Below are 14425 nucleotides of genomic sequence, written 5' to 3' on the forward strand. Positions count from 1 at the left end.
ATTATTCACACCATTCATCTTTACAGGCATTTAAGTTATCCTGGCTGACAAATAGTAGATAACAACGAGCTTCAATGAATCAAGCAGGTATATACGAGCAACTCATTACCCAGTTGGTTGAGCACAACTTAGATCGTGATTCTTTTTATGTTGGTGAACGCACATTGGAAGCCGCTGAAGCGGCCACATTCTTATCTCGATTTTTAACCCGCATTATTGAAATCGCCATGGATTCTGTTCCCAATAGCGATACTAGAGTTCATCAGCAGATCAATTTAGCTAATGCTATCGTTCAGTGGCTCAGTACTCATATTCACGATAAAGAATTAATTAACGAAAACTTAATCGATAGCCAAGGAAAGATTCTTACTGCGCTATTTGATAAATCTAATCCCATTGCAGCTGATTTACCTAAGCACGTAGAAGCCATAATGCCAATCACAGGTCTCACGCAGAGTGAGTTATTTTGTGGCAGTAATGTGGGCGTTTCACTAGAAACTGAAATTAAAAGAGAGATCCTGTCATCTGACAAAATCTATTGGTTAGTTTCATTTATAAAGTGGGCAGGTATTCGAATATTTAAAAAAGAACTAGAATCTTTTACTCGCAGCGGTAAGCAATTAAAAATTATTACCACTTCATATATGGGCGCCACTGATGCAAAGGCGGTTGAGTTTCTAGCATCACTACCCAACACTGAAGTTAAACTTAGCTACAACACCAATCGTGAACGTTTGCATGCAAAATCCTATTTATTCATGCGTAACACGGGCTTTCACACCGGTTATATTGGTTCTTCTAACCTGTCACATTCAGCGTTAACAAGCGGCTTAGAGTGGAACCTAAAAATCACTTCTCAAGAAATCCCCCATATCATTGAAAAGTCGTTAAGTACTTTTGAAACCTATTGGGAGTCACCTGATTTTGAGTACTTTGACGGTAACATTGAAAGCCGTGAAAAATTGCATGTAGCACTGCAAGCAGCAAAGGGACAATTCAGTACCACAGCGCCGAGTTTCTCTTTTGATATTCAGCCTCACTCTCACCAGCAAACCATTCTGGATAAGTTAAAAGTTGAACGAGCGCTACATGGCAGATACAGAAACTTGGTTGTTGCGGCCACCGGAACTGGGAAAACCATTATTTCAGCTTTTGATTTCGCACGCTTTTATCAAAATAATCCCGAAGCCAAATTCTTATTTATTGCCCATCGCGAAGAAATACTAAAACAAGCCCAAGCGGCATATCGTGGCGTGTTAAAAAATAGTGCCTTTGGTGAGTTATGGGTCGGTAATCACAAACCAACACAATTTCAGCAACTATTTGCCTCTATTCAAAGCCTAAATAATCAAATTGATAGCATAGCGTTGAGTGAAGATTACTTTGATTACATCGTCATTGACGAAGTACATCATATTGCAGCAAGTAGTTATAGAGCGGTATTACAGCATTTTGCCCCCCAAATTCTATTAGGCTTAACTGCAACACCGGAGCGCAATGACGGGGCAGATATTTTAACTGACTTTTGTAATGTCATTGCTGCTGAGATTCGCTTACCAGAGGCCATTAATCAAAGGCACTTATCGCCATTTCAATATTTTGCTATTGATGATGACACCGACTTAACACGAATATCTTGGTCAAAAGGTCGTTATGATATTGCCGAATTGACCCACCTCTATACTTATAACGATCAACGCCTACAGCGGATATTGCAAAGTCTTGACGAGATAATGACAGATATAACCCAAATGCGGGCGTTGGCATTTTGCGTTAGTAAAGCTCACGCAAAGTTCATGGCGCAAAAGTTTACCTTACATAATATTGCTTGTGGCGTATTAACTAGCGATAACAGTAACGACCGTGAAGTGTTGCAACAGCAGTTAAAATTAAAGCAAATAAATGTCTTATTTGTGGTTGATATCTTTAATGAGGGGGTCGATATTCCCGAGTTAGACACCTTGCTTTTTTTACGCCCTACTGAAAGTTTAACTATATTTTTGCAGCAACTGGGTCGCGGCTTACGATTAACTAATGATAAAGAATGCTGCACCATTTTAGACTTTGTAGGTAACTCACGACCTGAGTATGATTTTTCCCATAAATTTAGAGCATTAGTGGGTAAAACTAATCAGCCGATCGCTAAAGAAATAAAGCAGGGTTTTCCGCATTTACCTTTAGGCTGCCGCATTGAGTTACAAGAAAAAACTCAATCCATGATCCTTAAAAATATTACCCAAGCTACCCTCAATAAAAATAAGCTTATTAGCTTAATCATCAATTACCCGCATGTGACCAACCTGCCTTTAACCTTGATTAACTTCTTGCATATCCACCCAAATATAAGCCTAGAAGACATTTACAAAGTTAAACATGACAAATTAGGAGGATGGACTGTATTGCTGGCATTGAGTAAAGGAGAAGAAGTATCGCCAGATAGCAAAACAATTTATGAAGCCTATTATCGTGCGATTAAGAATCGCTTATTGAGCTGTTCATCTATTTCCTATTTACGCTTTGTAAAAGCGCTCTGTGAAAGTAACTTCCATAATCATTCAACCAGCGAGCGACTTTTAGCACTAATGTGCCATTATGATTTTTGGGATAAAACAGGTAAAAGCGCTGGATTTAACACTCTGAAAGACAGCCTGTTGGCCTTACAAAATCAAAGCTTACAAGATGAGTTAAGCCAAGTCATGTCTCTACTTATAGAAAGACTTGAAGTAAATGAATTCTCTATGCCAGTGGTTAATAATTCAGTGGTAGATACGTCACCATTAAAAATGCATGTTCGTTACCCAAAAGAGCATATTCTAGTGGCTTTTGGTGACAGTACTTTCGATAAAAAATCATCAAGTCGTGAAGGTATTTTAGATATACCAAATTCCAATGTTGCGCTGCTATTTGTTACTTTAAATAAATGTGAAAAACAATTCTCAGCAACCACCATGTATCATGATTATGCGATTAGCCCGACCCTGTTTCATTGGCAAACCCCAAATAGTTCCAAACCATGTTCAGGCCGAGGTTTGAGTTATATAAACCAAAGTAAAAACGGTAAAACATTCATTTTATTTGTCAGAGAACAAGCTAAGGATCAACACGGCAGAACCATGGGGTTTGTTAACTTTGGCCCTATCGATTTTGTGAAATATGAAGGTAGTCAACCGATGAATATCACATGGAAACTGAAACACCCTATGCCAGCCTATTTATGGCATCAAACCGCTAAACTCGCTGTGGGTTAAATCAAGCATAATCAAGCCTCGCACAGAAGGCTTTATTTTGTTTTCAGGAAACGAAATATCCCTCAATAATTACAAAACTTAACACTAACTTTGGCAGCTACTATGCTAAAGTCGCTTTTAATTTTTTTCATCGTCACGCTGCTAATTTTAAGAAGGTTTTGTGGAACAACTCACTATCGTCATTGATTTTTTAGCAACCTATAAGTTGTTTGTTACCGTATTAATCATCCTATTGCTGTCGATGCTTAAACGCTTTGTGGTGTCTAAAATTCGTGGTGATATCGCTTTTGTGAGCGAAGGGCAGCGTAAGTGGATGTCGCGGACTAAAAACGGCACTTTCATCTTAATCGTGATGATTTTATTTTTACTGTGGCAGACAGAAATCAATAAGTTCGCGCTGTCTGTGACCGCGATTGCCATTGCCTTTGTGGTGGCGTCAAAAGAGATTATTCTGTGTTTTACTGGCTCCATTCAGCGGGCGAGTTCGCGCTCATTTGTCATCGGTGACTGGATTGAAGTGGGTAAGCTGTGCGGCGAGGTCATTGAACACAACTTAATGGCGACGGTGATCCAAGAAATCGACTTGCACCATGGTCAGTACCATTACACCGGTAAAACAGTCACCTTCCCTAATAGTATGTTTTTTAGTTATGCGGTGAAAAACCTCAATTTCATGAAGCGTTATGTTTACCATAGTTTTTCCATTACCGTGGTTGAGTTTGTAAACTTGTATCCGCTGTTTCCTGCATTAACCAGCAAGATTGAAGCCCACTGTGAAGACTTTTTTGAAGTAGCAACTCGCTATAATAATATTATTGAAAGACATGCTGGCGTTGACCTGCCAGGACCTGAGCCACATATTCATATCCATAGCGGCCCTGCGGGTGAGCAAATGGTGCATATTATGATTTTTTGCCCCACTGAACGGGCAACCCATTTAGAGCAACACATTAGAGAAGACTTTATGATTGCCTATCATGAGGCGTTTCCTAAAGCGGCTGACACTATTACTTTGAGCTAGTGCTGCGAGCGAATGCTTCGAGCTAATGCATTGGGCTAATATTCAGCTTCAGAGCTAATGTTCTCGGTTAATGCTCTGGGTTAATGTTCAGAGCTAATGCTTTGAACTAATTAATTACCCAAAAAGAAGCCACTCAATCGAGTGGCTTCTTTTTATGCTAAACAGACGAGCTATTTAGTTCACTGAATGCAGTACATCATGCAGTTGCTGTAAGTCTTTTACTTCAAACGTTGGCGTAATGCCATCTACGGTTTTTTTACCGTGATGATTGAGCCAGCAGGTATCGATACCGGCATTGACCCCGCCTAAAATATCCGAATGTAAGTTATCACCTACCATCAGAATATTTTGCTTATCAGGATTGCCCATAAGCGCAAAGGTATGCTCGAAAATACTCAAGTCAGGCTTGGCTTTACCAAACTCTTCAGAAATCACCACATGCTCAAATGACGACTTAAAGCCGGTGCGTTCAAGGCGCACATTTTGCAGCTCAGTTAAGCCGTTGGTGATTATGCCTAAATTGGCTTTGCCTTTTAGGCTATCAACCAGCTGTTTCGCCCCCGGTAATGGCTGACAGATATCGGCCATGGCCGCTAAAAAATCACTGTTAAGTTGCTTGGTAGTGACATTGAGCTTTTCAGCCCAATGTAAAAAACGGGTATGTTGCAGCTGCGCGGCATCAATTAATCCTTGTTGATAATCCAGCCAAAGCTGCTTGTTTACCGATTGATAAAATTCAAAATCACTGGCTTTAAAATCAATATCAAAGCGTGAAAACATCAGCTTTAGGCCGCTAAATATATCAAAATCAAACAGGGTTTCATCGGCGTCAAACAATATCCATTGGTACTTCATGGTTCAGCCTTATCGACGTTTTGGTTTATGAAAATGATTTGAAACAGCCTAGTTATTATTCAAATAGCGTCACTAATTGCGCTTCTTGGGCAACCAAGCTGTTATATATGGTTAACTGGTTTGCCGCGCGTTCGAGGTTATGGCCCTCACGATGAATACCAAAGTACACATCACCATTTAAATGATCGGTTAAAAACCGCGAACCTAGCATCAACGCCATCACTTTAATGCCTAACCACAGGCTGCGTTTTTCCAGCGGTGTTAATATTGCAGATAACTGCTCGGTATAGGCTTGAGTGGCTGCTTTAATAATCTCAGGGCGAGCAATGACTTTATCGAGCGCTGTAGAGTCTTCTTCCTCAGGTGAGCAAAACGCCCGTACCATGTCACCAAAGTCATACATTAAGTAGCCTTTCATGCAGGTGTCGATATCGATGACTGCCATGCTAGACATATCACGCTTATCAAACAGCATATTGTTGATTTTTGTGTCGTTATGGCAAATACGAAGTGGCAGTTGTTGCTCCACTTTGGCGAGCTCAGCAAATAAGGCTTGTTGCGATAACACTAAACCAACCCATTGCTGACAATCTGCTAAGCGCTGAGATTTATCATCAGCAACCGCTTGTTTAAGCTGTTGGATACGAAGAGGAAGGTTTAAGAAGTTAGGAATAACATCTTGTAAGCTATTAGCATCTAAATCACTCAATGCATGTGCAAAATGACCAAAAGCGCTGGCGGCCATTTTGGCTTCATCTTGATTGGTCACCACTTCAATTGTATGGCTATTGGCTAAATAGCTAATGGCTCGCCAATAACCTTTATCACCAAGGTTTACCGACAAACTTCCATCCTTAAGAACCACAGGCGAAATAACATCGAGCTGGTATTCACCCAAGGTAGATTTTTGGATGAGGTGATGACTCACTTTAGCAGCATTGTCGATTAACACGTCAGGTTTGGTGAACACTGTGGTATTAATTTGCTGTAGCACCATTTGCCCTGCTGGCCACTTAACCAAATAGGTTTGGTTAATATGACCATTGCCCAAAGGCGCAATAGTGGCACTTGTTACATCTGATGCTGCAATTCCATATAAAGGCAAAATTGTTTGCCTAATAAACTCAACCACCCAACACTCCATATCTTTTCTTTGCAAGCCAAACAGTTTAAGCCATCGCAGCCGGCAACACTAGTCACCTGTTGTGCTGCGATTTAAGCTCTTATAAGCTTTTCATAAATTGGCCAAATGCAGGCTCAGAGGATAATGTGGCTTGGCTGCCTTTGAGGCTAAAGTTATAACCACACAGTTTGAAGCTACCACGCATGGCAACATTGTTGATGAGCTTGGTATTATCCAGCGGTGAAAAGCGCGCTTCGGTGCCGCTATCTGCCATTAAATCAACGCTAATGGGCCTAAATTTACTGCCATCATTAAAGACTAATTCGGCGCAGCGTTTATCGCCTTGGGCTGTATCTAAACGCCAAATAGACTGGGCATCACCTTCATCACCTAACCAGCGTAACACTAAAATATCTTCTTGTAAGATAAGCCAAAAACCATCAGGCAGTTTTACTCGCGCAGTTTCATTGCTTGCTAATGGTTGCTCAATGGCTGCGGTTTCAACAGGTACAATTTCGGTTTTTTCTGTGCCAGTAAATAATAAGCTAATTAGATAGATAACTAGGCCAATTGCACACATAACCCCTATAGCTTTTGCCGCCATTATAAGTATTTTTTTATTATCTTGCGCCCACACTAACCAAGATTTAAGTAATTCTGTCATCGAACCTGACTCTAATGCGCCTCGGTCAACTCGGTAACTGGGCTTTTCATCAGCTTGATACCTAGCCTCGTCTGTTTCGCTATTGTATCCAGCTGCATTATTTGCAGAATGGTTAAACGGATTAAGCTCAGACTCTTTATAAACGGTTTCGTGCTGATAACCAGGCTCATGGCCCAGTTCGTCATCAAAACTGTTGTTATCAAAGCTTTCAATATCAGAGTTTGCGCTATCAACGTTGGCAGCGTCAGGGCTTTCAGCCCTAAGACTGGTGTTATTGCCATGTCCAATGGTCGGTTCTTGACGCTGCCTTACTCTCTGAGCGCCTGCAACAGGTTTAGCATGTGGGCCTTGATAGCCCATAACATAAAAATTATTTCTGCGGTTTTGATTACGGCTATTGCTCTTGGGTGCTGAAAACCACGCAAAACCAGCGCTCACTATGGCCGCTAAAATAAAAATGGTCACTGACACAGCAACAGGAAAACTAAATGCAATAGAAAGGCTAAAAAATAACAATAACAAGGTTGGGATTGCCACCAAAGAGCTTGGCTTAGCTGCGTCTCGTAAACGGCGTAAGCTGCTTAAAGCACTAATGGGCAGCGCCACTACCCCTGCAATAATAGTGGTAACAGAATGAGCAAATAACAGCGCGATGATTAATACAAAAATCAAACAAGATAATTGCACAGCCAACACTCTTTGACCGTTATCTCGGCCTTGGCGACAAAATAAGGATGAAAATGACACAAGAAATCCCAATAATAAATAAACAGAAACTATATAAGCAGACTAAACAATTTCATCACTAAAGTCAGCGAAACCACTGCATTTGCCGCAAAATTAATTGTAAAAACATCAATCACAAACCATTTAGCGCCATTAACATTGCCAGTTCATTTTTTTATTAACGAATATGACAAAATGAAATAGCCTTAGGTCTTTAAGCCTATGCATTAAACTAATCAATGTATTACTAAGGTTAGAAAAAAAATCGCCGCTAATAACCACAGATTTATGCAGTTTTTTCCATCACAAATCTCGCAAATTGCCATGCTTTGAGTATAATACTCGCCCTGTAAAATAATCTGGTTGGAATTTGCACTATGAGCGCGAGAGGAAATCTATTTATTGTGTCTGCCCCAAGTGGCGCCGGTAAATCTTCGCTTATCTCTGCTTTATTAAAAGATAAGCCAAGCGACATGCAAGTGTCTGTATCACACACTACCCGTCAACCACGTCCTGGTGAAGTTAATGGTCAACATTATCACTTTGCCAGCGTTGAACAATTTAAAGCTCTCATCGCTGATGAAGCTTTTTTTGAATGGGCTGAAGTGTTTGGTAACTATTACGGCACATCCCGCAAGGTCATTGAGCAAACATTAGCCAACGGTATTGATGTCTTTTTAGATATTGATTGGCAAGGCGCAGAGCAAGTTAAAAAGCTAATGCCTGAGGCCGTTGGGGTATTTATATTACCCCCTTCAAAAGCTGAGCTTGAACGCCGCCTAACTGGCCGAGGACAAGACAGCCAAGACGTGATTGACGGACGTATGGCTGAGGCTGTATCTGAGATGTCACACTATAAAGACGCTGATTATATTATTGTAAACGATGACTTTGATACCGCACTAGACGATCTGCGCGCGATCATTCGCAGCCAAAGATCAACCTGTGCTAGTCAGATCCATACTCATAATGGTATGATTAACGATCTGTTGGCAGACTAATTGTCATTAAGTACAATTTGCGTCACTTTTTCCCATAGATAACACTGGAGTTTCACCACATGGCTCGCGTAACTGTAGAAGACGCCGTACAACAAATCGGCAACCGTTTTGACATGATCCTGGTTGCAGCGCGTCGTGCACGCCAAATCGCTGTGCAAGGTAAAGACCCAATGGTTGAAGAGATGAATGATAAACCAACGGTTATCGCCCTGCGCGAAATCGAATTAGGTTTAGTCACCTCTAACACATTAGACGCTGATGAGCGTCAAACTGTACGTGAACGCGAAGCAGCTGAAATTGCCGCTGTTGCAGCAATTGCTGAAGGCCGTTCACTTTAAGGAGTAGCGCCACTTGTATCTGTTTGAAGGTCTAAAGGAGTCTGCCTCTGGTTATTTAGAACCAGCGCAAGTAGAGTTACTCAAGCAGGCGTACATTGTTGCGCGTGATGCCCATGAAGGGCAAATGCGCACAAGTGGCGAGCCCTATATTACCCACCCCGTTGCGGTAGCCCGCATCGTTGCAGATATGCGTCTTGATCACGAGACGTTAATGGCTGCACTGCTTCACGACACCATCGAAGATACCCCAGTTACCAAAGAAGAACTCACTGAGCTATTTGGCGTAACCGTGGCTGAACTGGTCGAAGGCGTGTCTAAACTTGAAAAAATCAAGTTCCGCGATAAAAAAGAAGCCCAAGCTGAAAACTTCCGCAAGATGATGATGGCAATGACGCAAGATATTCGCGTTATTTTGATCAAACTTGCTGACAGAACGCATAACATGCGAACTTTGGGTGCATTACGTCCTGACAAGCGTCGTCGTATTGCCCGTGAAACCTTAGAGATTTACGCACCGATTGCTAACCGTCTTGGTATTCACAATATCAAAAGCGAATTAGAAGATTTAGGTTTTCAAGCCTATTATCCGATGCGATATCGCGTTTTAAAAGAAGTCGTAAAAGCAGCCCGTGGTAATAGAAAAGAACTGATTAACAGTATTGAAACTGCCATAACCTCTCGCCTTGAAGATGCTGGAATTAACTGCAAGGTCAAAGGTCGTGAGAAAAACCTTTACTCAATTTACCTTAAAATGAGTAAAAAAGAACTGCAGTTTCAAGAAGTCATGGACATTTATGCCTTCAGAGTCATGGTCGATTCCATTGACACCTGTTACCGTGTATTAGGTGCCATGCATGGTCTTTATAAGCCTCATCCCGGTCGCTTTAAAGATTATATTGCCATTCCTAAAGCCAATGGTTATCAATCATTGCACACCTCATTATTTGGCCCCCATGCGGTTCCTGTTGAAGTACAAATACGTACTGAAGAAATGGACCTGATGGCGGACAAAGGGGTTGCTGCTCATTGGATGTATAAGAGCGGCACCAGTAGTTCACAACAAAGTACCACCCAAGTTCGCGCCCATAAGTGGATGCAAAGCTTGCTGGAGCTACAACAAAGCGCCAGTAGCTCATTTGAGTTTGTGGAAAATGTTAAAACTGAGCTATTCCCTGAAGAAATATACGTATTCACCCCAGAAGGCCGCATTTTAGAGCTGCCGGTGAATGCAACAGCGGTCGACTTTGCTTACGAAGTCCATACCGATGTGGGTAACACCTGTGTCGGCGCCCGTGTTAACCGTCAAGCTTATCCATTAAGTCAGCCGTTAATATCAGGCCAAACCGTTGAAATTATTACAGCTAAAGGCGCAAGACCTAATGCTGCATGGCTTAACTTTGTCGTAACAGGTAAAGCCCGCGGTAAAATTCGTCAAGTCTTGAAAAGTTTAACCAGTGACGATGCTGTGGCGCTCGGCAAACGGCTACTGAACCACGCATTAGGTGAAAACAAGCTTGATGACATCACCTTAGAGCAGCTTAAAAAAGTTATTGCTGAAACTAAGCATGACAATCTTGAATCGTTATTGGCTGATATCGGCCTAGGTAATGCCATGAGCATTGTGGTTGCCCAGCGCTTAATGGGTCACAAGCTCACCACTAAGAATGAAGATAGCGAAACCGAAGAGCACTTGATGCCAATTCGCGGCGCTGAAGGCATGTTGGTGACCTTCGCAAATTGCTGTCGTCCAATTCCAGGTGATGCTGTCATCGCCCATGTAAGCCCAGGCAAAGGCCTTGTGGTACACATGGAAAATTGCTCAAATATCCGTGGTTATCAAAGCGAGCCAGACAAATATATCCCAGTACATTGGGATAACGTTGAAGGTGAAAGCTATCAAGCCAATCTGCGAGTTGAAATTGTCAATCATCAAGGCGCACTGGCAAAAATCACCAGTATTATTGCTGCCGCCGGCTCAAATATTCATAACTTGAGCACTGAAGAGCGTGATGGCAGAGTCTATCTCATTAACCTGCGGATCTCAGTCGACGACCGTGTTCATTTGGCCAATGTTATGCGCCGTATTAGGGTATTACCTGAAGTCCTGCGCACCTCACGTAACCGCTAATAAATCAATCACGACTTCTGCACTGCAGAAGTCTTGCGCACCTGCCACAAACGTTAGTAATATTGATCCCCTAAATCCCTAAGTTAGATAACAGCTTAGGGATGACATCATTCATTTACTTGATCGCAGAGGGCGTCATGGCAGAAAAAATCATCATCGCAACCGATAAAGCTCCAACAGCAATTGGCACCTATTCTCAAGCTGTAAAAGTAGGTAGCACTGTTTACCTTTCAGGCCAAATCCCACTCGTACCAAGCACCATGGAAATGGTTAGCGATGATTTCTCTGAGCAGGTTGTACAGGTTTTCGAAAACTTAACCGCAGTATGTGATGCCGCTGGCGGCACTATGGCTGATATCGTTAAACTGAATATCTTTTTAACCGACTTATCTCACTTCGCTACCGTTAATGAAATCATGGCGCGCTACTTTACTCAACCTTATCCAGCACGTGCTGCAATCGGGGTAAAACAGCTGCCAAAAGGCTCATTAGTGGAAATGGATGGAATAATGGAGATCTAGCTCACAAACCGAGTTTTATCCTGAAAGGTGCCATTGGCACCCTTTTTATTAGAGCTATTACTCAAGAGGTATTTAACTTTCAGTGAAACATGCTAGTTTATAAGTAGAAATTATCTCGTTAAGTTGTTCTCGCGTTTGCGAATAGGCTGATAAATAGCCATACTGAGATGATTGCATTAGCAAACTACAAATAAATGCATCCTACATTAAAAACAAAAAGAACATGGAATTGTCGATGGAAAATCTAATAAAAACGCCAGTAGAAATGTTATCTCATTGGGCTGAAACCCAAGGGGATGCCGTATATTTACGACAACCAATTAACGGCCAGTTTGTTGACTTCACATGGGGAGAAGTTCAGCAAAAGGTACAACAAATTGCAGGCGCATTACGCCACTTAGGTCTTGTACCGGGTGACAAAGTCGCTCTGCTTTCTAAAAACTGTGCCGAGTGGTTTATTACCGATCTTGCCCTTATGCACGGCGGCTACATCAGTGTGCCAATCTATCCCACTGCTAACGCTGAAATGATCCGCTATGTATTAGAACACAGTGGCGCTAAAGCTATCTTCACCGGAAAACTTGATTTTTGGGCCGACCAAGAAGCCGGTGTCGGCGGTGAAATCCTCCGTTTAGCTTTACCTTATGACACCATGCCAGCGCAATATCATTGGGAAAAACTGCTTGAGTTAGGGCAACCATTAGTGGATGCGCCTACGCCTAGTAGCGATCAAATGATGACGCTCATTTACACCTCGGGCTCTACTGGTAAACCAAAAGGCGCAATGCAAACCTTCGGCAGTTACGGCTGGACTTGTGAAGCGGTTGTGCGCGATTTAAAAACCAATACCACAGACAGATTATTATCCTACTTGCCTTTAGCGCACATTACTGAGCGGGTAGCGATTCAAGGATCGTCTTTTTACTCCGGCTCGTCGGTGGCGTTTGTAGAAAGTTTAGATTCTTTTGTGGCTGATGTGCAGCGATGCCGCCCGACGGTCTTTTTCTCGGTGCCGCGTTTATGGACCCTGTTTCAGCTCAATATTGTCAATAAAATTGGCCAAAGCAAGCTGGATTTATTGCTTAAAATCCCACTGGTTAGCGGCTTAGTTAAACGTAAAATCCAAAAAGGTTTAGGCTTAGAGCATTGCCGTTTATTAGGTTCAGGATCAGCCCCCATCCCACCATCTCAATTAGAGTGGTACAACAAAATCGGCATGAATATTTCAGAAGCCTGGGGCATGACCGAAAACTGTGCTTACTCAATTATTAACTTCCCATTTAATGCCTCAAAAATTGGTAGCGTGGGTCGCCCTGTTGAAGGCTGCCAAGTTCGCCGCACCGATGAAGGTGAGTTAATGGTTAAGAGCCCAGGTTTGATGACAGGTTATTACAAGCAAGAAGAAGCTACAGCAGCATGCTTTGATGCTGATGGATTTTTCCATACGGGTGACTTATGTGAAATCGATGAAGATGGCTACATTTCTATCACTGGCCGCGTTAAAGATAACTTTAAAACCTCTAAAGGTAAGTATGTGGCGCCGGTGCCTATTGAGCGTAAAATAGCCCAAGATCCGCACATTGAGCTACTTTGTGTCATTGGCTCAGGCTTACCGCACCCGATCACCTTAGTGCAATTATCTGAAGGCTCAGCCTTGCAAGCCCGCGAAGAAGTGCGCGCGTCACTGAAAGCGACCCTAGATGGAGTTAACCCGCACCTTGAGTCCCATGAAGTTGTGGATGCCATTGTCGTAGTGACAGAGCCTTGGACCATTGAAAATGATGCCCTAACCCCTACACTTAAAATTAAGCGTCATGTGTTAGAAAAGCAGTTCAGTGCCAAAGTTGACGGTATTCGCGGCGCTAAAGTGTGCTGGGAAGACGAGATTTAGCACCACAGTAATTCGCTTCAATATATTGGCCGCCTAAGCTTTAACAAGCCGGCGGCTTTTTTATCAATGACATTTGTCACCTCAAACTGGTGACGTTTGTGTCTGCCCTGTGCAAGCCCTTTGTTAGATACTAACTCCGTAGCAACACACCTTAAATGCAATAAACGGAGTTAATCATGACATCACTAATCTTAAAATCTCTTATCTCAAAATCAACCGTCATGGCGGTAACACTGACGTTAGTCAGTAGTGCTAGCAATGCCGATATCGGCGCTATCGATATGGCAGCCAACACAATGGATCTACAACAGCTAAAGGTTCTCAGCGAACAATCTGTGGATTATGAACACGCCTATGCACAATATCGCATCGCCATTACAGCCAATATTAGCGGTCTGCGCGGAGTGGCTAAAAAAGCCCTCAATGATGCACAGTCGACACTTGAAACTGTATTGAGCCGTGAAGACGATGCTGAGTCAATGGCGCTACTGGCTTCTGTTTACGGTATGCAAATCGCCAATGACTCAAGCAAAGGACAATCTCTGGGAATGAAGGTAAGTGCTTTACTGGCTCAAGCAGAACAACTCAGCCCTGAAAATCCCCGTATTGCGTTAGTCAGAGCAATGAGCGCCTTTTATACTCCCGCTCAATATGGCGGCGGTATGGATAAGGCTGAGCAATATGCCACTGATGCGATTCGTTTTTATGAACAGCCATGTGTTGATATCTGCTGGGGGCATACTGAAGCGTACACCTGGCGCGGAATCGCTAAGCAAGAATTAGGTCGTCAAAAAGAAGCAATTAATGATTGGCAACACGCTGTAGAAATTGATCCTAATTACGCTTGGGCAAATTTTTTACTTAAACAACAAGCGCGTTAATCCGATGCTGCTGAAGCTAGCTACTGCA

General features: G+C 42.5%; 11 protein-coding genes. 8 read left to right on the forward strand and 3 right to left on the reverse strand.

Annotation, left to right across the window (positions count from 1 at the left end; all coding sequences use genetic code 11):
* Window positions 1-74: 74 nt before the first annotated feature.
* A complete protein-coding gene (locus tag BCU57_RS19340) occupies window positions 75-3248 on the forward strand; it encodes a DUF3427 domain-containing protein (RefSeq protein WP_102439852.1) in 3174 nt (1057 codons plus the stop codon).
* A 160-nt stretch (window positions 3249-3408) separates the two neighbouring features.
* Window positions 3409-4269 carry a mechanosensitive ion channel family protein gene (locus BCU57_RS19345; protein WP_102439853.1) on the forward strand — a complete coding sequence of 287 codons (861 nt, stop codon included), beginning with the start codon at window positions 3409-3411 and terminating at the stop codon, window positions 4267-4269.
* A 174-nt stretch (window positions 4270-4443) separates the two neighbouring features.
* Here BCU57_RS19345 and yjjG read toward each other — a convergent pair whose 3' ends face one another.
* From yjjG to BCU57_RS19360, 3 genes are all read right to left on the reverse strand, one after another.
* Window positions 4444-5124: a pyrimidine 5'-nucleotidase gene (gene yjjG, locus BCU57_RS19350; RefSeq protein ID WP_102439854.1), complete on the reverse strand. Its 681-nt coding sequence runs from the start codon at window positions 5122-5124 to the stop codon at window positions 4444-4446.
* Window positions 5125-5179: 55 nt separating this feature from the next.
* Complete coding sequence (locus BCU57_RS19355; protein ID WP_102439866.1) at window positions 5180-6256, reverse strand: phosphotransferase enzyme family protein; 1077 nt, start codon at window positions 6254-6256, stop codon at window positions 5180-5182.
* 91 nt (window positions 6257-6347) lie between these two features.
* On the reverse strand, window positions 6348-7658 hold the full coding sequence (locus BCU57_RS19360; protein WP_102439855.1) for a hypothetical protein: 1311 nt from the start codon (window positions 7656-7658) through the stop codon (window positions 6348-6350).
* A gap of 356 nt (window positions 7659-8014) precedes the next feature.
* Here BCU57_RS19360 and gmk point away from each other — a divergent pair, with 356 nt between their 5' ends.
* The 6 genes from gmk (at window position 8015) to BCU57_RS19390 (ending at window position 14397) form a co-directional block, all read left to right on the forward strand.
* The gene (gene gmk / locus BCU57_RS19365; protein ID WP_076538074.1) at window positions 8015-8638 is read left to right on the forward strand and encodes a guanylate kinase; all 624 of its coding nucleotides are present in this window, start codon (window positions 8015-8017) and stop codon (window positions 8636-8638) included.
* Between the two features lie 59 nt (window positions 8639-8697).
* Window positions 8698-8976: a DNA-directed RNA polymerase subunit omega gene (gene rpoZ / locus BCU57_RS19370; RefSeq protein WP_076538077.1), complete on the forward strand. Its 279-nt coding sequence runs from the start codon at window positions 8698-8700 to the stop codon at window positions 8974-8976.
* A gap of 13 nt (window positions 8977-8989) precedes the next feature.
* Window positions 8990-11104, forward strand: coding sequence for a bifunctional GTP diphosphokinase/guanosine-3',5'-bis pyrophosphate 3'-pyrophosphohydrolase (spoT, locus tag BCU57_RS19375; RefSeq protein WP_102439856.1), 2115 nt, complete (start codon window positions 8990-8992; stop codon window positions 11102-11104).
* A gap of 137 nt (window positions 11105-11241) precedes the next feature.
* Window positions 11242-11625 carry a RidA family protein gene (locus tag BCU57_RS19380; RefSeq protein WP_076538417.1) on the forward strand — a complete coding sequence of 128 codons (384 nt, stop codon included), beginning with the start codon at window positions 11242-11244 and terminating at the stop codon, window positions 11623-11625.
* 235 nt (window positions 11626-11860) lie between these two features.
* Window positions 11861-13516: an AMP-binding protein gene (locus BCU57_RS19385; RefSeq protein WP_076538083.1), complete on the forward strand. Its 1656-nt coding sequence runs from the start codon at window positions 11861-11863 to the stop codon at window positions 13514-13516.
* 176 nt (window positions 13517-13692) lie between these two features.
* A complete protein-coding gene (locus BCU57_RS19390; protein WP_102439857.1) occupies window positions 13693-14397 on the forward strand; it encodes a hypothetical protein in 705 nt (234 codons plus the stop codon).
* The last annotated feature ends 28 nt before the right edge of the window (window positions 14398-14425 follow it).

This window comes from Shewanella sp. 10N.286.48.B5, assembly GCF_002874355.2.
GTDB lineage: Bacteria > Pseudomonadota > Gammaproteobacteria > Enterobacterales > Shewanellaceae > Shewanella.

Coding starts and splice junctions, on each gene's coding strand:
- BCU57_RS19340 (WP_102439852.1), top strand. CDS start 75: ATGAATCAAGCAGGTATATACGAGCAACTCATTACCCAGTTGGTTGAG.
- yjjG (WP_102439854.1), bottom strand. CDS start 5,124: ATGAAGTACCAATGGATATTGTTTGACGCCGATGAAACCCTGTTTGAT.
- gmk (WP_076538074.1), top strand. CDS start 8,015: ATGAGCGCGAGAGGAAATCTATTTATTGTGTCTGCCCCAAGTGGCGCC.
- rpoZ (WP_076538077.1), top strand. CDS start 8,698: ATGGCTCGCGTAACTGTAGAAGACGCCGTACAACAAATCGGCAACCGT.
- BCU57_RS19380 (WP_076538417.1), top strand. CDS start 11,242: ATGGCAGAAAAAATCATCATCGCAACCGATAAAGCTCCAACAGCAATT.
- BCU57_RS19385 (WP_076538083.1), top strand. CDS start 11,861: ATGGAAAATCTAATAAAAACGCCAGTAGAAATGTTATCTCATTGGGCT.
- BCU57_RS19390 (WP_102439857.1), top strand. CDS start 13,693: ATGACATCACTAATCTTAAAATCTCTTATCTCAAAATCAACCGTCATG.